The organism is Terriglobus roseus DSM 18391 (assembly GCF_000265425.1).
Lineage (GTDB): Bacteria > Acidobacteriota > Terriglobia > Terriglobales > Acidobacteriaceae > Terriglobus > Terriglobus roseus.
In genome coordinates, this window is sequence record NC_018014.1 from 529,848 (window position 1) to 556,695 (window position 26,848).

The 26,848-nt window shown below is 61.5% G+C and carries 24 protein-coding genes; 9 read left to right on the forward strand and 15 right to left on the reverse strand.

All coding sequences use genetic code 11. The annotated features are described in order from the left end of the window. The first annotated feature begins 32 nt into the window (after nt 1-32). Nucleotides 33-1,301, forward strand: coding sequence for an alpha-amylase family protein (locus TERRO_RS02265; protein WP_014784377.1), 1,269 nt, complete (start codon nt 33-35; stop codon nt 1,299-1,301). Here TERRO_RS02265 and TERRO_RS02270 read toward each other — a convergent pair. Next, nucleotides 1,240-2,448 (reverse strand): glycosyltransferase, encoded by a 1,209-nt coding sequence (locus tag TERRO_RS02270; RefSeq protein ID WP_245536191.1) that lies wholly within the window; start codon nt 2,446-2,448, stop codon nt 1,240-1,242. The two genes, TERRO_RS02265 and TERRO_RS02270, sit on opposite strands and share 62 nt — an antisense overlap. A gap of 91 nt (nt 2,449-2,539) precedes the next feature. Here TERRO_RS02270 and TERRO_RS02275 point away from each other — a divergent pair, with 91 nt between their 5' ends. Beyond that, nucleotides 2,540-3,487: an alpha/beta fold hydrolase gene (locus tag TERRO_RS02275; protein ID WP_014784379.1), complete on the forward strand. Its 948-nt coding sequence runs from the start codon at nt 2,540-2,542 to the stop codon at nt 3,485-3,487. Here TERRO_RS02275 and TERRO_RS02280 read toward each other — a convergent pair. Continuing rightward, complete coding sequence (locus tag TERRO_RS02280) at nt 3,484-4,449, reverse strand: LOG family protein (protein WP_014784380.1); 966 nt, start codon at nt 4,447-4,449, stop codon at nt 3,484-3,486. The two genes, TERRO_RS02275 and TERRO_RS02280, sit on opposite strands and share 4 nt — an antisense overlap. Before the next feature lie 58 nt (nt 4,450-4,507). After that, on the reverse strand, nt 4,508-5,203 hold the full coding sequence (locus TERRO_RS02285; RefSeq protein ID WP_014784381.1) for a hypothetical protein: 696 nt from the start codon (nt 5,201-5,203) through the stop codon (nt 4,508-4,510). Nucleotides 5,204-5,488: 285 nt separating this feature from the next. Between TERRO_RS02285 and TERRO_RS02290 the strand changes: the two genes are divergently transcribed. Beyond that, on the forward strand, nt 5,489-6,730 hold the full coding sequence (locus TERRO_RS02290) for a hypothetical protein (protein ID WP_041592408.1): 1,242 nt from the start codon (nt 5,489-5,491) through the stop codon (nt 6,728-6,730). A gap of 105 nt (nt 6,731-6,835) precedes the next feature. On the opposite strand, the gene TERRO_RS02295 is transcribed toward TERRO_RS02290, so the two are convergent. The 5 genes from TERRO_RS02295 to TERRO_RS02310 all read right to left on the reverse strand — a co-directional run bounded on the left by TERRO_RS02295 (nt 6,836) and on the right by TERRO_RS02310 (nt 12,485). Then, on the reverse strand, nt 6,836-7,180 hold the full coding sequence (locus TERRO_RS02295) for a hypothetical protein (RefSeq protein WP_014784383.1): 345 nt from the start codon (nt 7,178-7,180) through the stop codon (nt 6,836-6,838). Between the two features lie 269 nt (nt 7,181-7,449). Next, on the reverse strand, nt 7,450-9,264 hold the full coding sequence (gene typA / locus TERRO_RS02300; RefSeq protein ID WP_014784384.1) for a translational GTPase TypA: 1,815 nt from the start codon (nt 9,262-9,264) through the stop codon (nt 7,450-7,452). A gap of 239 nt (nt 9,265-9,503) precedes the next feature. Then, nucleotides 9,504-10,355: an isocitrate/isopropylmalate family dehydrogenase gene (locus TERRO_RS23555; protein ID WP_245536192.1), complete on the reverse strand. Its 852-nt coding sequence runs from the start codon at nt 10,353-10,355 to the stop codon at nt 9,504-9,506. Further along, the gene (locus tag TERRO_RS23560) at nt 10,304-10,903 is read right to left on the reverse strand and encodes an isocitrate/isopropylmalate family dehydrogenase (RefSeq protein ID WP_245536193.1); all 600 of its coding nucleotides are present in this window, start codon (nt 10,901-10,903) and stop codon (nt 10,304-10,306) included. The genes TERRO_RS23555 and TERRO_RS23560 overlap by 52 nt, the downstream gene beginning before the upstream one ends. 181 nt (nt 10,904-11,084) lie before the next feature. Next, nucleotides 11,085-12,485, reverse strand: coding sequence for an NADP-dependent isocitrate dehydrogenase (locus TERRO_RS02310; protein ID WP_014784385.1), 1,401 nt, complete (start codon nt 12,483-12,485; stop codon nt 11,085-11,087). Between the two features lie 326 nt (nt 12,486-12,811). Between TERRO_RS02310 and TERRO_RS02315 the strand changes: the two genes are divergently transcribed. Continuing rightward, a complete protein-coding gene (locus tag TERRO_RS02315; protein WP_014784386.1) occupies nt 12,812-14,503 on the forward strand; it encodes an alpha/beta hydrolase-fold protein in 1,692 nt (563 codons plus the stop codon). Nucleotides 14,504-14,523: 20 nt separating this feature from the next. Here the strand turns inward: TERRO_RS02315 and TERRO_RS21740 are convergent, their stop codons facing one another. Beyond that, nucleotides 14,524-15,420 carry a GGDEF domain-containing protein gene (locus TERRO_RS21740; RefSeq protein WP_052313256.1) on the reverse strand — a complete coding sequence of 299 codons (897 nt, stop codon included), beginning with the start codon at nt 15,418-15,420 and terminating at the stop codon, nt 14,524-14,526. A gap of 229 nt (nt 15,421-15,649) precedes the next feature. On the opposite strand from TERRO_RS21740, the gene TERRO_RS02325 reads away from it, so the two are divergent. Beyond that, the gene (locus TERRO_RS02325; protein WP_014784388.1) at nt 15,650-16,723 is read left to right on the forward strand and encodes a radical SAM protein; all 1,074 of its coding nucleotides are present in this window, start codon (nt 15,650-15,652) and stop codon (nt 16,721-16,723) included. 695 nt (nt 16,724-17,418) lie between these two features. Here the strand turns inward: TERRO_RS02325 and TERRO_RS02330 are convergent. Further along, nucleotides 17,419-19,008: a zinc dependent phospholipase C family protein gene (locus tag TERRO_RS02330; RefSeq protein WP_245536194.1), complete on the reverse strand. Its 1,590-nt coding sequence runs from the start codon at nt 19,006-19,008 to the stop codon at nt 17,419-17,421. A gap of 182 nt (nt 19,009-19,190) precedes the next feature. Here TERRO_RS02330 and TERRO_RS02335 point away from each other — a divergent pair, with 182 nt between their 5' ends. Then, nucleotides 19,191-19,454, forward strand: coding sequence for a hypothetical protein (locus TERRO_RS02335; protein ID WP_014784390.1), 264 nt, complete (start codon nt 19,191-19,193; stop codon nt 19,452-19,454). 88 nt (nt 19,455-19,542) lie between these two features. Here TERRO_RS02335 and TERRO_RS23030 read toward each other — a convergent pair whose 3' ends face one another. Together TERRO_RS23030 and TERRO_RS02340 are read right to left on the reverse strand one after the other, a co-directional pair. After that, nucleotides 19,543-19,701: a hypothetical protein gene (locus tag TERRO_RS23030; protein ID WP_157178229.1), complete on the reverse strand. Its 159-nt coding sequence runs from the start codon at nt 19,699-19,701 to the stop codon at nt 19,543-19,545. A gap of 167 nt (nt 19,702-19,868) precedes the next feature. Beyond that, nucleotides 19,869-20,576: a DsbA family protein gene (locus tag TERRO_RS02340; protein WP_014784392.1), complete on the reverse strand. Its 708-nt coding sequence runs from the start codon at nt 20,574-20,576 to the stop codon at nt 19,869-19,871. 254 nt (nt 20,577-20,830) lie between these two features. On the opposite strand from TERRO_RS02340, the gene TERRO_RS02345 reads away from it, so the two are divergent. The 3 genes from TERRO_RS02345 to TERRO_RS02355 are packed head-to-tail and all read left to right on the forward strand — an operon-like array spanning nt 20,831 to nt 24,587. Continuing rightward, a complete protein-coding gene (locus TERRO_RS02345) occupies nt 20,831-22,390 on the forward strand; it encodes a TolC family protein (RefSeq protein WP_245536195.1) in 1,560 nt (519 codons plus the stop codon). A 49-nt stretch (nt 22,391-22,439) separates the two neighbouring features. After that, nucleotides 22,440-23,795: an MFS transporter gene (locus TERRO_RS02350; protein ID WP_014784394.1), complete on the forward strand. Its 1,356-nt coding sequence runs from the start codon at nt 22,440-22,442 to the stop codon at nt 23,793-23,795. Between the two features lie 30 nt (nt 23,796-23,825). Then, entirely contained in the window at nt 23,826-24,587 is a 762-nt protein-coding gene (locus TERRO_RS02355; protein WP_014784395.1) for a hypothetical protein, read from the forward strand. Nucleotides 24,588-24,673: 86 nt separating this feature from the next. On the opposite strand, the gene TERRO_RS02360 is transcribed toward TERRO_RS02355, so the two are convergent. Genes TERRO_RS02360 through TERRO_RS02370 form a run of 3 tightly spaced genes read right to left on the reverse strand, consistent with a single transcriptional unit; the run spans nt 24,674 to nt 26,689 of the window. Further along, a complete protein-coding gene (locus tag TERRO_RS02360; protein WP_014784396.1) occupies nt 24,674-25,450 on the reverse strand; it encodes a DUF3050 domain-containing protein in 777 nt (258 codons plus the stop codon). After that, nucleotides 25,447-25,881, reverse strand: a complete 435-nt coding sequence (locus TERRO_RS02365; protein ID WP_014784397.1) for a DUF971 domain-containing protein — start codon at nt 25,879-25,881, stop codon at nt 25,447-25,449. Before TERRO_RS02365 ends, TERRO_RS02360 begins: the two co-directional genes overlap by 4 nt. A 19-nt stretch (nt 25,882-25,900) precedes the next feature. Then, nucleotides 25,901-26,689 (reverse strand): sulfite exporter TauE/SafE family protein, encoded by a 789-nt coding sequence (locus TERRO_RS02370; protein WP_014784398.1) that lies wholly within the window; start codon nt 26,687-26,689, stop codon nt 25,901-25,903. Between the last annotated feature and the right edge of the window lie 159 nt (nt 26,690-26,848).

Genomic DNA, 26,848 nt, shown 5'->3' on the forward strand with positions numbered 1-26,848 from the left:
CTCCGATTGGCTGCCGCAACTAACGTTGTGGCATGTCCTTCTCGCGCCGCCGCCTGCTCTCCGGAATGTTTTTTTGCGGGGTCTGTGCCGTGGCGCGCGGGCAGCAACTGGCGCATGCGGGCTGGCGCGGCAACAGCATCACGCCAGAGGCCTGGTGGAAGCATGCGGCGTTTGTGCGCTTCAGCGCTGAGACGACCTTTGCGGAGGTTGCGAAGGGCATTGAGAATATGAGCGCGGTGAGTGCGGATAGCATCCTGCTGCCGGATCTGCAGCCGCCGGCGGATGCCGCGCTGCCATTTGCGCCGCGCTTTGGCTCTGAGGAAGATCTGGATGCGTTGCTGCGCGAGGCGTCGGCGCGGCGGATGCATGTGCTGCTGCGGTTGCCACTGGCGAGTACGCAGGGCGAACGCGGGGCGGGTGCTGTGCGGTTCTGGTTGAACCGGGGTATTGCGGGGTTCGATCTGGGCGATGTGACGGCTGCGGAGATGGATGCGGCGCGGGCGTTGCGGACTACTCTGGATCGCTTTCCAGGGCAGCGGATTTTGATGGCTCGGACTGTGGGGGAAGCGGTGTCTGCGCGTGGTGCGTCTGCTGCTCGTGGTGCGTCTGCTGCTCGTGGTGCGTCTGCTGCTCGTGGTGCGGCGGCTGCTCGGCGGGATCCGATCACGCTGCATGTTGTGTCGGCTCAGGATGTTGAGTCGGGCGCGGCTGCTGGTTCGGGTTCGGGGACGCAGGTGGTGGAGATTGCGAAGGAGGGGCCGTCGAGCGTGGTTTCGGCGGATGATCCGGGGGCGCATCTGCCGGGGTCGATTCCGGCGTTGCGGAATCTTTTGCCGCTGCTGCTGTCGGGCGGTGCGCCGGTGCTGGAGAGTGATCTGCTGACGACTGCGGAGGATCGCGCGGCGGTGCAGCAGGTGCTTACGCTGCGAAGTACGCATGCAGTACTGCGGTCGGGTGTGGCGTCGGTTGTGGCGACGGCGACGCCGGGGCTGCGGGCATGGATGGTGCGGGATCGGCAGCGGGGTGTGCGCGGGAGTCTGCTGCTGGTGGCGAATTCGACGGGAGCGGCGATCACGCTGCATCTGACGCAGGCGCTGGCGGGGCAGGGGATGCGTGGGGCGTATCTGCGGCCGGTTCTGCGGGCCGATGGCGGCATGGGATCGGTGAATGTGGAGACGGGTGTGTTGCCGGCGGGCGCGGCGCTGCTGGCGGAGATTCGGAGCGACAGCTATGCGCCTTCTACGGTGCTGGATCCGGATGCGCCGCCGCCGGGTAGTGGGCGTAGACGTCGTCGAAGATAGCGTCCCAGCGACAGCCTAAGGCGTACTCGCGCGCGGCGTGGGCCATGCGTTGGCGGAGGCTGGCGTCGCGCACGAGGTCGGCGATGGGTTCGGCCATGAGCGAGGGTGTTCGGACGAAGCCGGTCTGGCCGTCGTGCACGATGAACTTTGGGCCGCCGCCGGTTGTGACGACGGCGGGTACGCCGCTGGCGAGGGCTTCGAGGACGACGTTGCCGAAGGTGTCGGTGTCGGACGGGAAGACGAAGATGTCCATGTTGGCGTAGGCGGTTGCGAGTGCTTCGCCGCGGAGGACGCCGGCGAATGCGGCTGTGGGGAGTGAGGCACGGAGGGCTGCTTCGTCACCGCCGTGGCCTACGATGACGAATTTTGTGTTGGTGATGCCGGCTTCGCGCAGTGCGGCTTCGATGCGTGGGAGCATGGCGATGTTCTTCTCGACGGAGAGGCGTCCGACGTAGCCGAGGATGATGGTGTCGTCGTCCTTGGCGCGGGTGCGTTTTGCGGGGTTGAAGAGCGTTGTGTCGACGCCTCGGCGCATGACGTGGCAGGGGCGCTGGGTGCGTTGCTGCAGGAGCGTGCAGAGCTCTTCGTTGGGTGCGTAGAGGACGCGTGCAAGGCGGTAGAAGCGGGCGGTTGCGGCGAGCGCGGCGTCTTCGATCCAGGTTGCTGCGCGTGGGCCTAGTCTGGCGGAGCGACGGCCCGCGTATTCGTGCACGTTGGTGTGCCAGCTTGCGGCGAGGGGGATGCCCATCTTCCAGGCGTAGTAGGCGCCGAAGATACCGAGTTCGCTGGGGCCGGTGATGTGGATGAGGTCGGGTTGGAAGTCGTGCAGGGCCCGGCCGATGGAGGCACTGTAACGCGCGAAGAGCGGGTCGAAGCTAAGGTCCTTCTCCATGGCGATGGCAGCGCGGCTGCGCGGGAGGTCGACGGCTGTTACGGAGTCCTGCGTGACGATGGCCGCAGAGCCACGGGAACCGGGCGCGCCGGCGCGGATGGAGAGGAAGGGCAGCCCTTGCCGCTGGGCGTATGCGGTGAAGTTGCGCGCCGTGTGGGCGACGCCGTTGACTTCGTGAAAGGAGTCCGGAAGGAAGGCAACACGCGGCGCACCCATGGCAGACAAAATAACAGAGCCATGAGAACGGGGCCTCATGCTCCTGTTCGTACGCGCCCCTGTAGCGGCGATGGAGTAGGCTTTTCGGAAGGGACGACTGCCTGAATTGGGCGGCGGCCACCGGAAGACTATGACGACTCACTTACGCTTCGCACTCCTGGCGCTTACCGCGCTCTGCCTTCCTGCTTTGCCCCATGCGCAAACGCACGCGGCACCCCTTCAACACAACGAAGACATCTTCGGGCATCCGCTGCCCGCGCAGCATCACGTGCGTGTGTTCGGGCAGAGCATCGCTTACTACGACATGGGCAAGGCTGCGTCTGCGGACCAGCCGGTGCTGGTGCTGCTGCATGGTTACGGGTCGCAGGCTGATGTTGATTTCGGGCCGTCACTGCCGATGCTGGCGAAGCACCGCCGCGTGATTGCGCTGGACCAGATCGGTGCGGGTGCGAGTGACAAGCCGCTGATCGCATACCGCGTGCAGACTTATGTCGAGTTCCTGGCGGAGTTCCTGCGCGTCACTGGGATCAAGCGCTTTGACCTTGCAGGTGAGTCGCTTGGTGGATGGGTTGCCGCGAGTTACGCCGCGCAGGCGTCGGAGCAGGCGAGTATGCTGCCGAAGCCGGAGGGGCTAATCCTGGAGGATGCTGCGGGCTTTGTTCTGCCGCCCAGCGGATACTCTGCGACGATGCCCGTTCACCTTTCGGTCAGCACGGTCGGCGAGGTGATTGCGGGACTGCGGTCGGTCTTCTTCGATCCCACGCTGGTGACGCCGGAGGTTGCGAAGCGGCGGTTCATTACGAAGCTTACTGCGAACGATGGCCTGGTGACCAGCACCTTCAGCAGCAATCCTGCGGTGCGGAATGAAGCGGTGGGCGAGAAGGCTCGCGGCATTGCGTTACCGACGCTTATTGTTTGGGGCGCTGAGGATCACACGGTGCCGGTGGCGCAGGCGCATTCGTTCGCCGAGGCGATCTCGGGTGCGAAGCTGGTGCTGATCGAGCGGAGCGGGCATGTGCCTTCGCTGGAACAGCCCGGGAAGTTTGTTGAGGCGGTTGAGGGGTTTCTGTCCCACTAACCCAGGGTGGCGGCGATGTCGGGGCCGAGTGCTTCCTGTGCGTTGGGTGCTGGTTCTTCCGGGACCTTTTCGTCGGGCGGGCATTCCGGGCAGTACTTTTGCAAGCCTTCGCGCAGGATGGCAAAGGCTGCCTCGGGCGTGTCGGCAAAGCGGAAGAGGTCTTTGTCCTTCATGGCGATGGCGCCCTTTTCTGCGAGCAGATCGAGATTGATGACGCCGCGCCAGTAGTCTGAGCCGTAGATGACGATCGTCATATCCTTGGCCATCTTGTGGGTCTGTGCGAGTGTCAGCAGTTCGAACATCTCGTCGAGCGTGCCGAAGCCGCCGGGGAAGACGACGAGCGCCTTCGCGAGGTACGCAAACCAGAACTTGCGCATGAAGAAGTAGTGAAACTGGAAGTTGAGCGCGGGTGTGATGTAGGGGTTGGGCCGCTGCTCAAAGGGGAGTGCGATGTTGAGGCCGATGGTCTTGCCGCCGGCTTCGAAGGCGCCACGATTTGCCGCTTCCATGATGCCCGGGCCGCCACCGCTGGTGACGACGAAACGCCTGCGACGTCCGGGGAGGCCTTTGGCCCAGTCGGTGAGCATGTAGGCGAGTTTGCGTGCGTCTTCGTAGAAGCCAGCCATCTCGATGGCGGTCTTGGCGCGTTCTCTTTGCAGGTCGGTGGCGTCGCTGTCGCCGGGCTGCGCGGGCTGTTCGGCGGTGGGCGCGAGCTCTTGGGAGTAGGAGTTTTCTAGCAGCTCCATCTGCCCCTGCGCGACGTCGAGTGCGGCGAAGCGGGCGCTGCCGAAGAAGACCACGGTGTCCTGGATGCGCTCGCGGCGGAAGCGTGCCATAGGTTCCTGATATTCGGCCATGATGCGCAGCATGCGGGCATCGGGGCTGTCGAGGAACTCTTCGTTTTCGTAGGCAAGCGGTGCTTGTTCCAGCGGCAACTCGGGGAGCGTGGTCTTCGTGTTCATCACTCGATGAGATGCGATTTGTGGGGGCGGCTATTCGGGTTCGTTTGTTACGAAATGACTAGCGCATGCAGCTCAGCTTCAGGGTGACGGTGCGGGCTTCGTCGCCGACGGTGAACTGGGCCATCTGGCCCATCAGCTTGCCGGCTGCTTGTTCGTTGCCGGTGGTCATGGTGGCTTCTGTTGCGCGGAAGTTGAGTGGGCAGTAGCAGTTGACGACGTCACCGCCTCCATTGCTGCTGCAGGCGGCGGGGCGCTGCGAGTCGCTGAAGGCCGGGCCGTCGTAGGTCCAGGGAGCGGTGAGGTCTGAGGGCAGCGTGACGGTTGCGCGTACGATGCCGACGTCTGCTGCGACGGTCTGGGAACGCGCCTCGCCCAGTAACTCTGTGCCGTCCTGCAGACGGATGCTGGTGGCCGTGAGTGAGGCGTTCTTGTAGTAGTAGGGGCTGCCGGCGTTGGTCATCATCTTGCCGGTGACGGTCACAGCCTGGCCGCGGTGCGCTGCGAGCAGATCGTAGCGGTGGTAGCCGTTGAGGGCGACCTGATGGAGCACCGTACCGCGTCTGGTCTTGCCCGCGCTGCCGAGGATGGGAACGTAGGCTTCTTTCGTCCGAACCGTAGCGAACTGGACGCGGCCCTGCGGTACGAACTCGATGGTGCCGTGCAGTGTGACGGCTTTTCCGTTGGGCAGCGGGATGGGAGATTGTGCGGCGGCGATGCCTGCGAAGGTGGCGAGGACGAGTGCTAAGGCCTTCATGCGAAAAGCCTAGCACCACTGCCGGAGGTGCGTAGGATCGGCCTAGTTGCGGTAGTCGCGGTAGTGAAGATCCGGTGGCGCAAGCTTTCATGACCCTGCGTTCCCCTAAAACGAAACGCACGAGGTGCCGATAAGACCTCACGAAAAGGTTTCCCCCTTTTCCAGGCATCGCCGGAAGGGTCCACCATCAAACATCTAAAGCTTTTCTCCACTGTGGTTCTGGCGGTTGCGCCTCAACTTTGCTCAGCAAAGATTTTTGCAGCGAACAATAAGTCCCCCGAGATCGTGGGCTCGGTTCCGGCAAAGGCAATCGCTCCAAAACAGGTCGACCATTCCCTGACGGAACGCTGGCTGGACCTCACCGATCTCTCGCACACGGAGCGCTATCGCAACGCCTTTGCTACGGGCGGCGCTCATCTTTTCGATAACGCCCAACAGCGTTCGCTGGTTGCGGGCAAGATCAAGCTCGACGCTCAAGGCCGTTACGACATCGGCTTCCGCGCTTCCTCGGGCCGCTATTTCAACTGGTCTTTCGGCGGCTACACCGGGGAAAACTTCGCGGATCGCGTTGGTGCTCCGACCTTTAGCCCGTCGTACAACGCCACGGCAGCGGAACGCCTCGGTGTGACAAAGGCTGTCTTCTCCGATCCCACAGGCCTGAACCTGGCTCATGGCGATATCAAATCAAACGGTTGGCAGTTCTATTTGCGTGAGTTGTACTTCAGCGCGACACCGGTCAAGCAGGTAACTGTCGAATTCGGTTCCTTCGGCATTGAGCGCGGTCTTTCGACGGAAATTACCAGCTTCGACGAGGACGGCTACCTCTCGGGCGAGCGGGTTCGCATTCACGACGCAAAGCACCTGTTCTTCGACGAGGTTGGATTCACGACCGCCTACTTCGGCGATATCGCGACACCCAGCGTGTTCGATCGCGGGGGTAGCCTGAAGAAGTCCAATTACCGGCAGGTGTTTGCCAAAAAGCAGCTGAAGCGGGTCGGCTTCTCTGGCGAATACACCTGGCAGGCGGGAACGGACACCGGAACCAACACGTTGCGCAAGGCAGTTGTCGTCGGCACCAGGGAGTTGAAGTTCATCGACAGCATTCGCGTGGAAGCGTATGAGCGTCTGAACTCCACCTCCTTTCCCGGGATCGCCACTTCGCCGCTCGGTCCCATCTCCCCGCTGTCCATCAACGGCGCATCGGGGTTTGCGATCGCAGCATCGAAGAAGATTGGCAAACTGAGTGGAGACATCGGCTTTGCGTCCGTCGACAAGGACTACAGCGTATACAGTGGCTATCGGTTCCTCGCAGCCGTGGGCTTTCCGCTGAACGGCGATGCGTATGGAACCGGCAATCGGCCCTATGCCCACGCCTCCTATACCTTTGCTCCTGGCATGACGGCCTTCGGCTTCTATACCCACCAGGTGGGCGATGAGGGGGTCCGTACGTTTAACAAGCAAGGTTTGAACGCGGGCGTCACTTTCGATCTGAAGGCAATGGTAAACAAGACGAAGCGCGTCTTCTAACTGCGGAATGGCACGTTCAAAGCCCATCTCTCTCTGCGGAGCGATGGGCTTTTACCCTTTCAGAAGCTTTATCTTGCGATAGGCAAACCTGCCTGGACGGGCGGACTAATTGCGGTAGTCGCGGTAGTGGATGAGTTCGCTGATGCCGATCCAGAGGTCAAGAACGCCGAGACCGCTGATGAGGCCGCGAACGGGCCCGCGGGTGAGGAAGGCTCGCAGTGCGGGGTATTCGAGCAGCAGGGCGTTGCGGTCCCACATATCCTTCCACCACGGCAGCACGGCGATCAGCAGGCCAAGGTAGAGGCAGAAGATAACGAGCACGAGCAGGGACAGGCGCTGGAGCCACACCGGCGCGGCGGGCGGACCCAGCGACTCGGACTTGTGGTCGGCGGTACCCTCGGCTGGAGCCGAAGGGGATGCTGCGAGACGGGTCTGCTGCGGCACGGACATCAGCTTTAACGCTAACAGAGCGGGAGCTGAGGGAGGGCATCTGCGCGGGTGCCGTCTTGTGTCTGGGCGCTGGTTCGGTGGTGGTATCGAAACGGACCGCGCCGTAGGGGAGGTTTGCCAAGATCACCGGTCGCGCTTCGCGGGATAACCCACCCTTTCGCGATAAAGCCGCGAAAGAATGGCGCCCGGCTTTGTGCTGCCCTGGCGCAAAGAAGAACGCAGCGACCTTGTTGGCTCGCTGCGTTTCTTTTTGCGTTTTGGATGCGGTGTTATTCGCCGCCGCCTGCGCCCTGACGACGGGGACGGCGATTGGCCTGCAGTACCTTCTTGCGCATGCGGAGCGACTTGGGGGTGACTTCCACCTGTTCGTCGTCGGCGATGAACTCGATGCACTGCTCGAGCGTGAGCTGCTTGTAAGGAACGAGGCGAAGCGCTTCGTCGGCGGAGGAAGCACGCATGTTCGTGAGCTTCTTTTCGCGGACAGCGTTGACGTCGAGGTCGTTATCGCGGCTGTTTTCGCCGACGATCATGCCCTCGTATACTTCAACGCCATCGCCCATGAACAGTGTGCCGCGCTCCTGCAGGCCGTTCAGTGCGTAGGTGGTGGTGACGCCGGTACGGTCGCTGATCAGAGCGCCAGTGGGGCGCTGCGGAATCTCGCCCTGGTAGGGGATGTATCCGTCGAAGAGGGTGTTCATGACGATGGTGCCGCGGGTCTCGGTCAGCATTTCGCTGCGAAGGCCGATCAGGCCACGCGAAGGCACCTTGAACTCCATGCGAATGCGGCCCTGGCCGTGCATCTTGATCATTTCGCCCTTGCGGGGTCCAAGCTTCTGGATGACGGTGCCGGCGAACTCTTCCGGAACGTCGATGGTGACGTACTCGACCGGCTCCATGAGCTGACCGTCGATGCGCTTGGTGACGATCTCGGGACGGCCGACGGTGAGCTCGAAGCTCTCACGGCGCATCATTTCGATCAGCACGGCAAGCTGCAGTTCGCCGCGGCCCAGCACCTTGAAGGTGTCGGGGCTGTCGGTGTCTTCGACGCGGATGGAGACGTTGGTCTGCAGTTCCTTGTCGAGACGCTCGCGCAGGTTGCGGCTGGTGACGTAGGAACCTTCACGACCGGCGAAGGGCGAGTTATTGACTGAGAACTGGATGGCGATGGTCGGCTCATCGATGACGATCTTCGGCAGCGGCTGCGGATTCTCGAGGCCGGTGATGGTCTCACCGATGGTGAGGCCAGCGACGCCGGCGACCGCGATGATGTCGCCGATGGTGGTCTCTTCGATGTCGGTGCGCTTCAAGCCGCTGAAGGAGAAGAGCTTGGTGATCTTGACGGGCATTAACGAGCCGTCAAGCTTCGCGATGTTGACCATGTCGCCGGTCTTCAACGTGCCGCTGAAGACGCGGGCGATGCCGAGGCGGCCGAGGTAGTCCGAGTAATCCAGGTTCGTGACCAGGATCTGGAGTGCGCCGTCCGGATCGCCCGTTGCGGGTGCGATCGCCTTGGCGATGGTCTCGAAGAGGGGCTGCAGATCGGTGCCGGGGACAGCCATGTCCAGCGTTGCCGTACCGGCCTTGCCGTTGGTGTAGACCACGGGGAAGTCGAGCAAGCTCTCGTCGGCGTCGAGGTCGATGAAGAGGTCATAGACCTCGTTCAGAACTTCCTGCACGCGAGCGTCAGGACGGTCGATCTTGTTGATGACGAGGATCGGGGTCAGGCCGGCGGCGAGCGCCTTGCCCAGCACGAAACGGGTCTGGGGCAGCGGACCTTCGGATGCGTCGACGAGGAGGACGACGCCGTCAACCATCTTGAGTGCGCGCTCGACTTCGCCGCCGAAGTCGGCGTGGCCCGGGGTGTCAACGATGTTGATCTTGGTGTCGTTGTAGAGGACGGCCGTGTTCTTGGCCAGAATCGTAATGCCGCGCTCGCGCTCGAGGTCGTTCGAGTCCATGACGCGGTCCGTCATGGCTTCGTTGGCGCGGAAGGTGCCGCTCTGCCGCAGCATGGCATCAACGAGGGTGGTCTTGCCGTGATCGACGTGCGCGATGATGGCGATGTTGCGAATCACTGAACTCAAAGCTTGTTACCTTCTTGTTTTCGCGGCGTTGCGCGAAAGGATCTTGCAGGCACACACGCGCTCATCCAAGAGCAGGCAGCATGGGCTGACAGAGGGAGGCGCACAGACAAGTCCGGAAGGACTCCGCGCACATCCTATCTAGTCTATCGCATACGCCGAAAACGCCGTTAACGGGCGTTGAATCGTGCCGGGGCGGGTGGCCGGGCACGATTCTGCCTCGATTGCGTTGGGGGTGGTAACTACATGTTTTCAATCATTTTGGTGGCGAATTCGCTGGTCTTCACCTTGGTGGCGCCCTGCATCTGGCGTTCGAAGTCGTAGGTGACGAACTTCTGCTGGATGGTCTTTTCCATGCTGCTTTCGATCATGCGTGCGGCTTCGGTCCAGCCGAGGAAGTCGAACATCATAACGCCGCTGAGGATGACGCTGCCGGGGTTGATGACATCGAGGTCGGCGTATTTGGGCGCGGTGCCGTGCGTCGCTTCAAAGCAGGCGTAGCCGTCACCGATGTTGGCGCCGGGAGCGATGCCGAGGCCGCCGACCTGCGCCGCTGCGGCGTCGGAGATGTAATCGCCGTTGAGGTTGGTTGTGGCGAGGATCGAGTAGTCGCTGGGGCGGATGATGATCTGCTGGAAGATGGAGTCGGCGATGCGATCCGTGATGAGGATCTTGCTCTTCCACTTGCCGCCGCCGTGGGTTTGGCCGATGGCTGCGAGGGTGTTCTCGACTTCTTTGATGACGCTGTCGCCGAAGGCGGGCGGTGCGTACTCGATGCCTGGCTCAATCATGGTGGCGTTGTCCCGGGCGGAGAGGCCGGGGTGCTGTTCGAGGTTGCCGAGGATCCAGCTCTCGCGTTCGGTGACGATCTTGTCACGGAACTCTTCGGTGGCGACTTCGTAGCCCCACTCGCGGAAGGCGCCCTCGGTGAACTTCTGGATGTTGCCCTTGTGGACGAGTGTTACGGACTTGCGGTCGTGGTCGACGGCGTATTGGATGGCGGCGCGGACGAGGCGCTTGGATCCGAAGATGGAGATCGGCTTTACGCCGACGCCGGAGTCTGCGCGCACTTTCTTCTTGGTGCCCGCGAGCATGGTGTTGTTGACGAAGTCGATGAACTGCTTGGCTTCGGGCGTGCCTTCGCGGACTCGATGCCGGCGTAGATGTCTTCGGTGTTCTCGCGGAAGAGGACGATGTCGAGCTTTTCCGGATGCTTTACCGGGCTGGGGACGCCGGCGTAGTACTTCACGGGACGGACGCACTGGTAGAGGTCCATCAACTGGCGGAGAGCGACGTTGAGCGAACGGATGCCGCCACCAACGGGTGTTGTGAGCGGTCCCTTGATGGAGACGCGGAAGTCGACGGTGGCTTTCACGGTGTCGTCGGGTAACCAGTTTTGGGTCTTGCGATAGCTCTTTTCGCCAGCGAGTACTTCAAGCCAGTAGACCTTCTTCTTGCCACCGTATGCCTTTTCGACTGCGGCATCGAAGACACGCTGCGAGGCCTTCCAGATGTCGCGGCCGGTGCCGTCGCCTTCGATGTAGGGGATGATCGGGTTGTCCGGGACGGTGTAGGTGCCGTTTGCGTACTCGATTGCCTTGCCTTCCGTGGGGACAGCGATGCCGTTATAGCTTGTCTGCATGAGTGCTTAGCTCCATTGGATTTGTGGCTCGTCTGGACGCGCGAAGCAAGGGGTCCGGAAGACGCAGCCACTCTATACCGCTGAGGTCAGCGGAGGCGAGAGTGTTTTGGGTATTTGGCAGGCAAAAGGAAAAGGCACCGCGGGGTGCGCGGTGCCTTTCTTGCTTGGGTGTTGCGTACGCTTACATGTTTTCAATGACGCGATCAGAGAAGGCTGTGGTGCCGACCTGCGTGGCACCCTGCATGCTCTTGGCGAAGTCGACCGTCACGTACTTCTGCGAGATGGTCTTTTCCATGGCCTTTTCGACCAGGTCCGCGGCTTCTTTCCAGCCGATGAGCTGGAGGAGCATCGCTCCGGAGAGGATGACGGAACCGGGATTGACAACATCCTGATCGGCCAGGCGTGGTGCGGTGCCGTGGGTAGCTTCGAAGACGGCGTAGCCGTCGCCGATGTTGGAGCCGGGCGCGATGCCGAGTCCGCCGACCTGCGCTGCTGCGGCGTCGGAGAGGTAGTCGCCGTTGAGGTTGGTGGTGGCCAGAACGTCGTATTCCTGCGGCTTCAGCAGCAGATCCTGGAACATGGCATCGCAGATACGGTCGTTGACGAGGATGAGCTTCTTCCATGCGCCGTTGCCGTGGGTGGCGCCGATAGCGGCGATCACGTCCTTCACTTCGGCGATGATTTTCTGCTCAAAGGACGGCGGAGCGAACTTCAGGCCGGGTTCGACGAGCTTTGCGATGGCTTCGGGAGGCGTGTTCGGATCTTTGTCGAGTGCGCCCAGGATCCAGCTCTCACGCTCGGTGACGATCTTGTCGCGGAACTCGGTGACGGCGACTTCATAGCCCCACTCGCGGAAGGCGCCTTCGGTGAACTTCTGGATGTTCCCCTTGTGAACGATCGACATCACCTTGCGGCCGTGGTCTACGGCGTACTGAATGGCCGCGCGGACGAGGCGCTTGGAGGCCATTTCCGTGATGGGCTTGATGCCGATGCCGCCGTCGGAGCGCAGCTGCTTCTTGGTGTTGGCAAGCAGCTGGGTGTTCACGAACTCACGCAGCTTCGCCTCTTCGGGCGAGCCTGCCTTGAACTCGATGCCGGCGTAGATGTCTTCGGTGTTCTCGCGGAAGATCACGACGTCTACGTCGTCCGCGTTGATGACGGGGCTGGGCACGCCGGGGTAGTGCTTGACCGGGCGGATGCACTGGTAGAGATCCATGGTCTGGCGCAGCGTTACGTTCAGGCTGCGGATGCCGCCGCCGATGGGCGTGGTGAGCGGTCCCTTGATGCTGACGCGGAAGTCGATGCAGGCCTGGACGGTGTCGTCCGGGAGCCAGTTCTGCGTGAGGCCGTAAGCTTTTTCACCAGCCAGAATCTCGTACCAGGCGACCTTCTTAGTGCCGCCGTAGCTCTTCTCAACGGCTGCGTCCAGCACCTTGCGCGCGTTCTTCCAGATGTCCCGACCGGCGCCATCGCCTTCAATAAATGGGACGATTGGGTTGTCGGGGACGGAATAAGCTCCGTTTGTATAGGTGATTGCCTTGCCGTCTACCGGGACTTCGATGCCGTTGTAGCTTGTCTGCACGATCCGCTGCTCTCCATTGCGAGGGGTTTGCAAGCGGAGATTTCTTCCGCATGGTCATCTCTCAGTCTAATGGATTATCGATAACGGTCTGCGGGATGGCTGGCGGGTATCGACCAGGTACGCCGCGACGCGCTACTGCTTGCCGCCCTTGTCCGTTGCAGTGACACCATCGCCAGCGTGGCCTCGGTATAAGACGCTGGGGTCGCCATTGGACTTCGCCGTGTGGCGGAACCGCTGGCTGGAAACGGCGCCGCTTATGCGCGGCACCCGACGCTAGATTCGTCGCCGACCGGACGTGACTCGCATGTAGATTGGTGATCGTACCCATGAAAACCCTTCTGGCCGCCCTCCTGCTCGCCACCTCCGCCTTCGCCCAGAAGGTCGAAGTGACGCTGCCGTCCACAGCGCAGCATGGTCACCTGATCCTGGTCTTCAGCAAGGATGAGAAGTCCGAGCCGCGGATGCAGATGGATGAGCAGTACCAGTCGGCGCAGGGATTTGGCGTGGATGTTGGGCTGGATGGCGGTGCTTCGGCGAGCAAGATCACGGTCGATGCGAAGACCTTCGGGTACCCGTTGCGTTCGATGGCTGAGATTCCTGCGGGCGACTACTTCGTGCAGGGTGTCTTCAACGTCTATGAGCAGTTCCACCTGGGAAACGGCAAGACGGTGTGGCTCGCGCCGGACAAGGGTGAGGGACAGAAGTGGAATCGCAAGCCGGGCAATCCTTACAACAAGCCGGTAAAGGTGCACTTCGATCCGAAGTCGAATGCGGCGATCAAGCTGACGCTGGATGCGGTGATGCCGGAGATCAAGGGCACCAAGGACGATCCAGAGGTGATTGCGGCGAATCCTGCGACAGCGAAGTGGCTGAAATACATGCGTTTCAAGAGCGAGAAGCTGAGCACGTTCTGGGGCCGCGATACGTACCTGGGCGCGTGGGTGTTGCTGCCGGATGGCTTTGAAGAACATCCGCAGTCGAAGTATCCGCTGGTCGTCTGGCAGGATCACTTTTCGGAGAGCATGAAGCCGGCGTTCACTGCGGCTCCTCCTGCGGCGGGAGCAAGTGCACGTGGGGCTTCAGGCTATCGCTTCTTCCAGGACTGGACGACCGGGCGGTTGCCGCACGTGATTATGCTTTACGTGCAGAACCAGAACCCTTACTACGACGACAGCTACGTCGTGGACTCAGCGAACGTTGGTCCGTATGGTTCGGCGATCAACGATGAGCTGATTCCGGCCGTTGAGGCACAGTATCGCGGCATTGGTGCAGGCTGGGCGCGGGCTACGGCGGGCGGCAGCACCGGCGGTTGGGAGGCGCTGGCGACGCAGGTCTTCTATCCGGAGAACTATAACGGCGCTTACGGTGCTTGTCCTGATCCGGTGGACTTTCACGCGTACCAGAACATCGATCTCTATAACGATACGAATGCTTTCGTCCGCAAAGGCGACTTCGGTAGCGTGCCGATTGCGGCGGATCGGAAGCCGGACGGCAGCATCCTGGCGAACACGGCCGATGAGTTCGCGTTTGAGCAGGTGCTTGGCACGAAGGGCCGGTCGACCGAGCAGTGGATGATCTGGCAGGCGGTCTTTTCACCGCAGGGTGCGGATGGTTATCCTGCGCCGGTGCTTGATCCGATTACGGGTGCTATCGATAAGAGCGTGGTGCAGTACTGGCATGACCACTATGACCTGGCGGCGATCCTGAAGCGTGACTGGCCGACGCTGGGACCGAAGCTGGAGGGCAAACTGCACCTTGCTGTCGGCGACGGCGATACATACTTCCTGAACAATGCTGTGCACTTGTTGCAGACACAACTGGATGCGACGCGGAATCCGCACAGCGACGCTACCTTCCAGTATGGGCCGGGCATGCCGCATTGCTATACCGGCGGTCCTGCGGAGTACACGATGCAGCAGAACGGGGCGAACTGGCCGCAGCGGTTGTTGCCGATGATGACGGAGCACATGATCAAGACGGCTCCGGCTGGCGCGGATGTTAAGAGCTGGGTCTATTAGAGTCGGACGCGTTCGTTGGTTCAGTCGCTGAAGACGAAGCGGTTTTTCCCGCTCCTCTTCGCGACGTACAGGGCCGCGTCGGCCTTCTTCATCAGCTCGTCCGGAGTATGTGCGTTCGTTGGGAAGATCGCTACACCGCAGCTCAGGGTTGGGATGTGTTCGCAGTCCTTGATGGTCCACGGAACTGAAACGTGCTCGAAGATCCGCTCGAGCAGGAAGTGGATGCTGTCCTGTTCCGAGAGATAGGGAGCGAGCAGGATGAACTCGTCTCCTCCCAGCCGCGTGAGTGTGTCGGTCACGCGAATCGCCGATTGCATGCGCCTTGCGATCTCTTTCAGGAAGTCGTCTCCGACGTCATGACCGTAGGTGTCGTTGATGGACTTGAAGCCGTCTAGATCGATCGCTACGACAGCTACAAATTCTCCTGCGCGTGTCGCGCCGCCGAGGATGGTGGTAATCCGATCGGTGAGCGTCAGCCGGTTGGGGAGGCCGGTGAGGAAGTCGTGCGTTGCGAGCTCTTCAGCCCTGATCCTGGCAGCTTCCAGATGGACTTGCAGATCCTTCAAGGCCGTCACGTTCGTTACCTGGACGGAGAAGCCCTGCACGACACCGTCGACGATGTCGGGGTAGTAGGAGGCGAGGCTGTGACGGATTTCGCCGGTCGACATCGGAATATCGCGCTCGAAGACCTGGACCTGACCCGCGAGAGCGCCCTGAATATATGGAAGGTTGAGGTTGTAGAGATCGCCCAGCACATCCTTCATGGACATCCCGAGCAGCTGCTCGCGGGACCGTCCGAACCAGACTTCGTATGCGGAGTTGGCGAAGCGACAGATGAGATCTTTATCCCAGTAGGCGAGCAGCAGGTCGAGACTGTCTGCTACTTTCAGTGCGAAGTCGCATGGCTGCATAAGCATCCAACCTCTTGAAGCCCAAGTGCGGAGCGGCGGCTATCATAGCCGCTTCAAATCATTCGAGTCGCGTTTTGGCGCTCAATTCCCTCCAATTTACGACCGTTGCGAGGCGCTGTCGCGCATCGGTTTCGACCGACGTTCAGATTGCGGCTGCGAGGAGAGTGGGATCAAAACGCAGTCTTCCGGTCACCGTTCTTCAGGCCGGGACGGGGTCCGGTAGAATCAAACGAGTATGTCGACTGTAGTTGTTACCAAACCGGCGTTTGAGTTCAAGCCGGGCCACCGGCCCATGCCGTTGCGTCGCCGTGTCAAGCTGGCGATGCTTCGCCTGCGCGAGTTGCGTGGGATTGCTTCTGCCGTGCTGTCGACGGGGCACCCTTACATGGCACAGATCGTGCCGATGCGCCGCTGTAACCTGGCGTGCACCTATTGCAACGAGTACGACGATCACAGCGATCCGACGCCGCTGGACGAGATGCTGCGCCGCATCGATCACCTGGGACGGCTTGGTACTTCGGTGATTACGATCTCGGGCGGCGAGCCGCTGATGCACCCGGATCTGGATGAGGTCATCAAGCGGATCCGCAAGACCGGCGCGCTGGCCGGCATGATTACGAACGGCTACTACCTGAACAAGGAACGGATCGAGCGCCTGAACAAGGCCGGTCTGGACCATATGCAGATCTCGATCGACAACGTGATGCCGGATGCCGTGTCGAAGAAGAGTCTGAAGGTGCTGGATCAGCGGTTGATCTGGCTGGCCGAGTCTGCTGACTTCCACGTGAACATCAACTCCGTGGTGGGCGGCGGTGTGGCGAATCCGCAGGATGCGTTTACCGTGTCCACGCGTGCGCTGGAGCTTGGTTTCTCGTCGACGATCGGCATCATCCACGATGGCAGCGGGCAGTTGAAGCCGCTGGGCGGGGAAGAGCGCACGGTCTGGGAGCGTGTCCGCAAGCTGACGCGCCGCAGCTATTCGCGCTTCAACCACTTCCAGGAAGCCATTGCGAACGGCGAACCGAACGACTGGCGCTGCCGCGCGGGCGGACGCTACCTGTATGTCTGCGAGAACGGACTGGTGCATTACTGTTCGCAGCAGCGTGGCTATCCGGGGACTCCCCTGGCGGAGTACACGACGGCCGATGTGAAGCGTGAGTTCCTGACGGAGAAGGGCTGCGCTCCGAACTGCACGATCTCATGCGTGCACCAGGTCAGCTATATCGACCATTGGCGCGCTCCGCAGAGCAATTCGGTGACACCTCCTTCGGCGCAGAGCGGACATGGGGAACTGGTTCAGATTCAGTAGGGTACCCCTCCCCCTAATTTCGCTAAATATTAGATTCGAAACGAGTTGACGTTTCCCGATTTGGCAAAAATCAGATTCTAAACGGGTTACGGGTAAAAATTAGATAACAAACGAGTTAGGGCGAGGCCATTGGCCTCGCCCTTTTTGCTGTTTCTATTATCTCAAATTGAGGGGTAATTATTGGCGGGTAGATGTTGTTTGTTTTGAGTGGTTTGCGGGGTTTGGGGCTTGACAGGTTTTTCGCGTGAGGTTTGTTCGCTGAGGTTCGGTGTTGCAGCCGTCTGAGAGGTTTTGTCGCGAGCCTTCAGCCCGCAATTCATCGGGCGTTGCGTCACCCAGGGCTTTGCCCTGGGCTAGGAAGTCGCGGGCCTTCAGCCCGCATCTTGATCGGGCTCTGAATCCCTTCCCGGGAAGTGTCACTTTCTTTTGGACTACCGGTTCGCGCAGGCGCGAATAACCCACCCTTTCGCGATGAAGCCCGCGAAAGAATGGGGCACCCGGTTCTGGTGGCTTCCTAGATCGGGTGTTCACCTGTTCTGGTGGTTGCCTAGATCGGGATGTCACGCGTTTCCGGTGGTTGTCTAGATCTAGCTGTTACTCGGTTCTGGTGGTTTCCTACTAGATCGGGTGGTCACCCGGTTCTGGTGGTTTCCTACTGGATCAGTGGTTACCCGGTTCTGGTGAGGTCCTGGTTCTTAGTCGCCGGCGGGTGGGGGCGGAGTTGCGGTGTGGGCGGTTTTGGGTGCGGCGGTCGGGGTGGCCTTTAGCTGGGCCAGGGCGGCCTGGACCTTTGCCCATTCTTTCGGCTTTTTGTTGAGGGAGTTCTTAGCTGCCTGTTCGGCTCCGAAGTAGAGAAGCAGATCTTTGCGCAGGAGGCCGTCGGTCGGTGTGGCTGGCAGGGCTGCGATCTTCTCGAGAAGTTCGGCGTAGGTCTTGTCGGCGAGGCCGTATTCGCCGGGGGCCGTGGTTTTGCCGGTGTCGAGGTCGATGGAGGTAAGCGTGAGCGGCACGTCTCCGAGCGGCTGGGCGATGGCGGCGCCTGCGCTGGCGGGATCGGCGCCGGCCTGTGCGGCAGAGGCAGCAGCCTGAAGAGTGGGTGTCGCGGGGTGGTCGGTTGCGACTGCCTTGTCGGCCTTTGCGGACTGCGCGACCTCGACGGGAGGTGGTGCTGCTGCGGCGACGGCTGCGCTGGTTGCGATGACGGCGCCGCCGTTGCCGGCTTCACCCTTGGCGTTGGCGGCTTCCTGGGTTTCCTTGTCAGCGGTGGCTGTGCCGGCGTCGGGCCGCTTGCCGTTGCTTTGCGCGACGACTGGAACGGGAACGGGCGTGGTGACGCTGCGGATCTTATCGAGACGGGCGTTCAGGCGGTCAACGGTTTCGTTGACGCTCTTGATGTAGAGCGTCTGCTGATCGCCGTTGGGCAGCTTCAGGTCAAGGGCCTTCAGCGGACCGACCTTGGGCAGGATGTTGATGATCACTGCCAGAAGATGCGAGCCGAAGCCGGGCTTCTTGTATTCCTTGCCCCAGGCCTTTTCGTACTCGGTACGGTTCATGCGGTAGACGAATTTCTTGCGGTCGAAGCCCGGGTTCACGTGTTCGATGTTGTCGTGATAGCTGAGCAGGGCGACCTTGGTGATCTTCGGGATGAGCGAGTGCACGGCCCACCGGGCGGATCCGATCGAGGAGTCGGGGCTGTGAATGACGTCGGTCAGCTTGAGGCCGTAGGTCTCTTCGAAGGCGCGTTCCAGGAGTGGTTTGGCGACTTCAAAGCCGATGAAGTTGCGGTAGTCCTCCTGCGCGTATTTGCCGCGGGAGACGCCGACGACGTCGAAGCCGAACTCGGTGCGGAGGTGGTCGGTGGGGCTCTCTTCGTAGGTGACGACTTTACCGTAGCGGTGCGCCAGCTTGGGGAACTCCTGCGCGGTGACCTGATTGACGTAGGGGTGGCCGGTTTCGTCGGAGGTGTAGTGGGCGAGAGCGCCCATGGCGAAGGCGAATTCGTCGGGGGTGGTGGCGTCGTCGAGGAGTGCCTGTACGAAGTCGCCGCTGCGGACGTAATGCGTGAGATCGCTGAAGAACTTGCTGCCCTTGGGGTAGTAGCCGAGGTCCTGGAGGATGCAGCCGCCGTAGGCAAAGGCGTGGGCCTCGCGGATCTGATCGTCGGTCAGGGATGGGAAGCGGGCGCGCAGAAGAGGGACCATATGCGGCAGCCATGCCATGTCGACGACCTCTTCGTGGGTCATGACGGAGTAGGCCCGTGCGGGCTGCGCGGTGGGCAGCGCCAAGCAGAGGAGAAGGGCCGCCGCGGTGAAGGCGCGTCCAGAACGGGTCGTGGGTTTGAAGGGGGACAAGTGGCTGAGGTCTCTCGAAAGAATACGATGCGGTGGCGCTCAGTGGCGTTGGACTGCGGACGTTGAGGCAGTTTCCAGGGCTTTACGTGCCATCCAAGGTAGATGAGAGGTGAACTATGAAGTATCAACGACCCCATATTGCAGCCTTCGCCCTTTCGCTCACGCTGGCAGCCGGATGCCTGCAGCCGGTGTTTGCACAGACGAATGAGCAGGTTCGTAAGGATCAGGAAGCGACTGCGAAGCAGAATCGTAAGGCGGATAAGGCACAGGCGCATGCCGACAAGGAAGCGCATAAGGCTCTGAAGAGCGACAAGGTGAAGGACGCGGCTCGTGCGCAGGATAAGGCCGATGCCGAGGCCTCGAAGACGCCGAACCGGTAGTTCAAAATAAAAGGCGCGGAGTTGATCTCCGCGCCTTTCGTTTTGCGGAAACGACGTTATCGGATTGGTGCAGGATTTTGTCGCGGGCCTACAGCCCGCGGAACCGCGATTCGGAGTAACCCAGGGCTTCGCCCTGGGCCAGGAAGTCGCGGGCCTTCCGCCCGCCGTTGGGATGGGCTTGAATCTCTAACGGATGGGGTGGTGCGGTATCTGCGGCCTTTGCGATGGCGCGGGCCTTGGTGCGCATGCGCTCCATGGAGGATTCCCGCGGGCTTTCGCCCTAGGCTGAGAAGTCGCGGGCAAGCTCGCTGTTGGTAAGTGCTTAGGATGCGGTTGGGCTTTGGTGCTCAAAGTGACGAGGAAGGGCGCGAAGATGATCTCCGCGCCCTTTGTCTTTGCGTTGCCGTGTTTGGGTTACTTGTGTGCCTTTGCAGCCGCGGGCTTCACCATGGCGGTGGCCGGACCTGACTGTCTCAGGGCGCCTTCCACGATGGAGAAGATGCGGTTCACGTCGTTGGAGCCGGACTCGCTGCCGGAGACGATCTGCCACTTGTTCTGGGTGACGACGATGATGGTCGGCGTGCGGGTGACGTTGAGGCGTTCGCCGACGTGGTAGTCGGCCATAACCTTTCGCAGCTCTTCACCGGTGGGATCGGAGACGAAGGGCATGGTCTGTCCGTGCTGCTGCATCCAGCGGCGGGTGTAACCGTTCCAGTCGTCCTTGCTGTTGATGGCGGGCTGCTGCTGGAAGACGTCGTTGCGGTACTGGTCGGCGAGGTTGGGATTGACCTTGTCCTGGAGGTAGCGCGCGAAGACGGCTGCTTCCTTGCTCCAGATGTGCATCTGGAGGGGGAAGTCATAGCGGACGATGGGTACGTGGTACTGGGCGGCAGCCTTCTGCACGATGGGGTTTGCGGCGCGGCAGGCGGGGCATTCCAGGTCGACAAACTCGACGATGGCGACCTTCTGGCCGGCGGGCGGCTTGAGCATGGAGGTGTCGCGGAAGGTGGCGGGGTCGGGCGTGCCGGCGAACTGCGCGTGGGCGTTGCCGCCGAGGATGAGGCCCGCGGCCATCACGGATGCGGCCAGTGTCATGCGGCCAAAGAGGGTGTGCTTCGCCATCGGTGTCGTTGCTCCCGGCGTTTGGGGGCTCAAAACGGCCCGAAAGACGCCTGTTTCATTCTAGACGCAGGTTGCGGCAGAAGGTCGCGCCGGTGGGGCGGCTGTTTTGTGTCGTTTGTGGTGTTCCCAAAACCCACGTCTCAGGATCGAGACGTGGGGCACCCGGTGTTCCTGCCTCTGAGCTGCTTCTCAAAGATCAGAAACTTTCCGCAACCGCTGAGGCGCTGCGAGAATCGAATCAACTGATTAGCTTCATGAGACCCAGTTCCCAATTGATATCCGGACTTGCTTTGCTTCTGTCGCCCGCGCTTGGTGCGCAGGTGACGCCGCCCGCGCAGCCTGTTGCGCCGCCGCCGACGCCCGCCATTACGACGGCACCGGCCGTGGTGAAACAGCCGCCAGTGTCCGAGGCGATGAACCTGCCGGAGGCACCTGCGCCGCAGGGACCGTCCGCCGCCATCGTCGACCAGTTGAAGGCTGCCGCGCCGCGTGACCTGGGGCATGGCGTGGCAACGCCGACGGCGACCGCGCAGCCGTTGATGCTGTCGCTGGATGATGCCGTTCGTCTGGCCCTGGAACACAATCTGACGATTGCGGTGGATCTGCAGAACCAGCGCCAGATCACTGGATTGCAGTTGACCGCGTTCAATGCGCTGATTCCGTCGCTTACGGCGAGTGCGCAGAGCGGTACGCAGCAGATCAATCTGGCGGCGATGGGCTTTAAGCCGGCTTCGCTTGTCGGTTTGCTGCCGCCGGGCGTTACGTTTGGCACGATCGTGAAGGTGAGTACGACTTCGGCGAAGCTGAGCCTAAGTCAGCAGATCTTTAACCTGCCGGCGCTTGAGATCTACCGCGCTGCGAAGGCTACGGCGGAAGTGGCGAAGTGGAACATTCTGCTGGACCGTGGCGATGTTGTGCAGCGGGTGGCGAGCCAATATCTTCGCGTGCTGGCCGATACCGCTTCGATTACGAATGCACAGTCGCAGGTGGCGAGCGATGCCGAGCTGGAGCGCCAGTCGCAGGCTCGCAAGGATGCCGGCACCGGCACCAATCTGGACCTGTTGCGTGCGCGCGTGGAGCGGCAGACGCGCCAGCAGGAGTTGATTGCGGATGTTGCGACGTTTGAGAAGGACAAGATCCAGTTGAACCGGCTGATGGGTATTGCGGCCGATCAGCAGTTGCAATTGACCGATGCTGTGCCGTATCACGAGCTGGAAGCACTGCCGCTGGATACGGCGAAGCAGGTCGCGTTCAAGCGCCGCAAGGATCTGCTGAGTCTGCAGGCGCAGCTTCGTTCGACGGAGCTGCAGCGCCGCGCGATTGCGTATGAGCGTTTGCCGGTGGCGAAGGTGAGCGGATTCTATGGCGTGCTGGGGCAGACGACGGGCCTGTACCACGGTGTCTTCACGGCGCAGGGTGGACTGGATTTCCCGATCTTTCAGGAAGCGCGGATCCGTGGTGATCGGGAGGTTGCGGACTCGCAGCTTTCGAAGTTGAGGAGCCAGCTGAGCGGCCTGCGCGGCGACATTGAGCAGCAGATCCGCGCGGCGATGCTGGATATGAACACATCGAACGAGCTGGTGCGTGATGCGACAAGTAATGTGAATCTGGCTGCTGAGGCGCTGGACGAGACGCGTGACCGTTACCGCGCGGGTATCGACGACAACCTGCCGGTTGTTCGTGCGCAGGCGACGTTGGCCAACGCCCAGGCTCAGTTGGTGTCGGCACTGTTCCAGTTCAATAATGCCAAGCTGCAGTTAGCGCGTAACACCGGTGTGGTGGAGTCGCAGTTCGAGACGTACCTGGGCGATTAGCCGTTCTCGGGGTTGAGACGCGCGAGCGTGTGTCACCATAGATAGACGGATGCCCAACGCCGCACCAACCAGCGACGACTCGCAACGCAAGGTGCGACGTCCGCTCGACTCTGATGGGAAAGAAGGCGCGGCGTTCTCTTCGCGCAACTTTCGCCGTTACCAGATGGCGCGTCTGTTGGTGATTGTGGGTGCTGAGGCGCAGTCGGTCGCCGTTGCGTGGCAGATCTACCAGATCACACACTCTGCACTGTTCCTGGGATATACCGGCCTGGCGCTGTTTCTGCCCGGCATCTTCTTTGTGTTGCCTGCGGGCCATGCAGCCGATCGCTACGACCGCAAGACGATCATCGTTACCTGCTATGTCATCCAGGCCGTGTGCACTGCCATGTTGCTGTACCTGGCGCTGGTGGGGACGACGCATGTGTTGTGGATTTACACGATCCTGTTCTGCATTGGCGCGGGGCGAGCGTTCTCGGGGCCGGCTAGTTCGGCGATCCAGCCGCAACTGGTGCCGAAGGGTGCGTTCGTCAATGCGATGACGTGGGGCTCGGCGATCTTTCAGGTAGCGAATATTACGGGGCCGGCGATTGGCGGGTTGCTGTTCACGATCCAGTTCCAGGGAAGCCTTGCGCGCTGGACGGGGTCGCCGATTGTGTATGCGTTAACGCTGATCACGATGGTGGCGTTTTCGATCCTGGTGAGTACGTTGCGGCCGCGCAAGGAAGTGAGCGAGCAGAAGGGCTTCAGCTTCCAGACGATGATGGATGGTGCCCGGTACGTTGGCAGGGCGAAGCTGCTGCTGGGGTCGATCTCGCTGGATATGTTTGCGGTGTTGCTGGGCGGCGCGGTGTCGCTGATGCCGATCTTTGCGCAGGATATTTTGCATGCCGGGCCGCGTGGGCTGGGCATTTTGCGCGGGGCGCCGGCGATCGGCGCTTTGTGCACGTCGATCACGCTGGCGCGGCGGCCGATCAAGCATCATGCGGGCAAGATGATGCTGGTGGCGGTGGGTGTGTTCGGCGTGGCGACGATTGTGTTTGGGTTGTCGAAGTCGTTGCCGCTGTCGCTGGTGGCGCTTTTCTTTATTGGTGCGAGCGATAACATCTCGGTGATTATCCGGCAGACGATTCTGCAACTGGGGACGCCGCCGGAGATGCGTGGGCGGGTGTCAGCGATCAACTGGCTGTTCCTGGGCGCATCGAATGAGTTTGGTGAGTTTGAGAGTGGCCTGACCGCGAAGTGGTTTGGTGCGGTGCGCGCGGTGGTGTTTGGCGGCATCGGATCGCTTGTGGTGACAGGGCTCTGGAGTGTGTTCTTCCCGCGTCTACGCAGCGTGGATTCGCTGGATGCGGATGCGCTGCTGGCTGGCAACTCCGCATATGCGGAGAGCGAGCCGTTCGACTAACGTTTATTCTGCTTTTCGAGGATCCCCGCAATGCTCAATGATCAGCCGCAACACGATGCCACGGAGACCAAGGGCACCGGCGTCCGCAACCTGCTCCTGGCCTTTACGGTCATCGGACTTATCGCGCTTTCGGTGCGTATTTACCTGATCCACAAGGGGCGGGTGGAGGCGAACAAGCCTGCGGTTGCTGCTGAGCCGAGTTATACGGACGACCAGATGGTGCTGCCGCGTCATCTGCACCAGACCGATGTGAAGGATGCGAAGGAGCTGAATGGCAAGCGGGTGTGGGTGTTTGCCGCGGGCCAGTTGAATGCGTTTCCTGCGACTGCGGCGAAGATGGATTATGCGCATCCGGGGCCGTTGTTGCTGGGTGCGGAGCCGCTGGATGTTGTGAACTTTATCGAGGGCAAGGCGCCCGCGAGTGCGTTCAGCCGTGTGCCGAAGGGCGATGCGCAGGTGCTGATGCTGTTCCATCGCGCGAGCGATCCGTCGAAGCTTTGGGGTACGCCGGTCGGATACCGCGAGGGCAAGTTCTACACGTTCTATCTGGACGAGTGCTTCTTCTACGACGATCCGCACACGCTGTACAAGCACTGGGGCGATGCGCGCTGGAAGGCGATCGATGAGCACCGTGCGGAGAAGGGCATGAGCGAGATGCAGGCGCAGCTTGCACTGGGGCAGGTGAGTAAGCCGGGGCCTGGGACTCTGGGCAATCGCACGGTTGTGTATGACAACGATGGCAAGCCGGTGACGATGACGTTTGCGAAGGACAAGGCTGTCAGCGTCGAGTAGCGATTCAAGCGGTCGCGCTTTGCGCGATGCCCCATTCATGACGATGAAGCTGTCATGAATGGGGCACCCGAGGTATAGCCGGGTGTCTAGGTGATGCGTGCTGCTATGCCGTCCCAAAGGCGGAGGCGGGATTCTAGTGCGAAGATGGCGGCTTGTCCGGCTTCGGCCCATTTGGTTGGGTCGTCGCCGCACAGCTCTGCAATCATGCGGAGGGCCATGGGGCCGTGCTCTTCGCCGTCGACTTCGATGTGGCGTTCGAGATACCAGATGAAGGTCTCGAGCTGGCCGGCGAGGTCGCGGTTCAGGTCTCGTACGAAGCCCTTGAACATCTCCGGGATGAGGTCTTCACGGCCGAAGGTGAAGGCTGCTGCGATGATGTGCAGTTTGCTCTCGCTGAGGATGTGGAAGGTGTCGCGTACGAAGCCTTTGGCTTCGTCGGGTGCGTGGCTGCCGCGGACTGCTTCGTGCAGGTCTGCGCCATCACGCAGCGCGAAGAGCAGGCGATCGATGGCGACGGTGGAGGCCCCGCACTGTTGCATGGCGAGTCGATAGAGCTCGAAGTGGCTGAGGTGCCGGCCCTGGTAGATGTCGCTCTCTTCGCCGAGGACGATTTCGTTGATGAGGCGGCGGCTCTCGGGTGTTGCGCTTGGGAGCCAGGGGACATCGACACAGGTGAGGCCGCGCTGTAGCGCCTTGAGCAGAGACATGAAGTCCCATACGGCGAAGACGTGCGCCTCCATGAAGGTGCGCAGCTCTTCGATGCTGCGGAAGGATGCGTAGAGCGGATGCGAGGCGAGACGGGTGTAGAGAGGCTTTAGTTTGTCTTCGAGTGCATGGAGCTGTTGCTCTGTGTGGGAGTTCATCGGGCTACCTTTACGGGCAGCGCGCCTTCATCCAGCCGCCGCAGAAAGTCCCATGAGTAGATGCCGCTTTCGTGTCCGTCGGCCCACTTGAATTTGATGGCGTAGCGACCGATGGCTTCCGCCGATAGTGGCTTCGCAGGCGGCGTATAAAGCTGCAGCAACTGCGTGGTCTTGGGCTTGGGTTCGCCAAGGGCGCGGCCTGTCTGTTCGCGCTCTTCGTGGCAGGTGGCGCAAGGGCATGCGTCGCGCAGGTAGGGGAAGGTCCAATGCGATTCGCGTCCATCCTTCCACGTGATGGTGACGCCGGTGCCTTCGGTGATGGCGATCTTTACCTTTGCGGGTGTGATGGCTGCGGCCGGCAGAGGCTGCTCCGTCTTTGCGACGAGCTCGCTCTCTTCGCGGCTGATCATGCGTATGCCTTCGTGACTCATGCTTCGATCTCCTAGATGTTTAGGTGCGCGTATGCGCGACCCAGAAAAACCATGCCGATACGGCGAAGCCGACGCAGATGACCATGACGCGCATGGCTGCGGCGGGCATGCGTCTTGCGTAGTGTGCGCCGATGTAGCCGCCGAGACCGGCGAAGATCATGGCGATGATGCAGTAGTGCCATGCGACCGAGTTCGATACGACGAAGGTGACGACCGCTGAGAAATTTGCGATGCACGCGACGAGCACCTTCATGCTGTTCAGCTCATGCATGGCTTCTACGCCAAGGACGCCAAGTGCGGCCATGATGAGCAGGCCGCCACCTGCGCCGAAGTAGCCGACGTAGAGGCAGACGGGCAGCAGCATGGCAGTGAGAGCCATCATCGATACGGGCTTGTCTGCGTGTGCGTGGCTGGCGCCGCGTTTGAGCCATGCGGAGATGCGACCGGCGAAGAGGAAGAGCACGGTTGCGGCGAGGATCATCCATGGCAGGATGTTCAGGAAGATGGATTGTGGTGTGTGGAGAAGGATCTCTGCACCGCCGATGCCGCCTGCAATCGCGCAGAGGATCGCTACAGTGAGGAGGTCTTTCCGCAGATCGCCGCGCAGAGCGAAGACGCTGGTGAGCTGGCCAGGCCAGATGGCTACCGTGTTGGTTGCGTTTGCCTGGACGGGTGCTACGCCCATGGCGAGCATTGCCGGGAATGAGATGAAGGACCCGCCGCTGGCGACTGCGTTTACTGCGCCCGCGATCAGCGAGGCTGTGACCAGCCAGGCGTAGTGCGCGTGTGCGAGCAGGGAAACGGCCATCCCTTCATTCTACCGGGGGTGTTTCGGGTGGTTTTTGGGGGAGCGTGGCAACCGCTTTTGAAGAATTTCCCTCAGCGGCTAAAGCCGGGCTTCCCAAATGAGCTAGATGGCATGGCTCAAGCCATGCCCCTCCGAAAGACCGTAAGTGAAGCGGCAGTT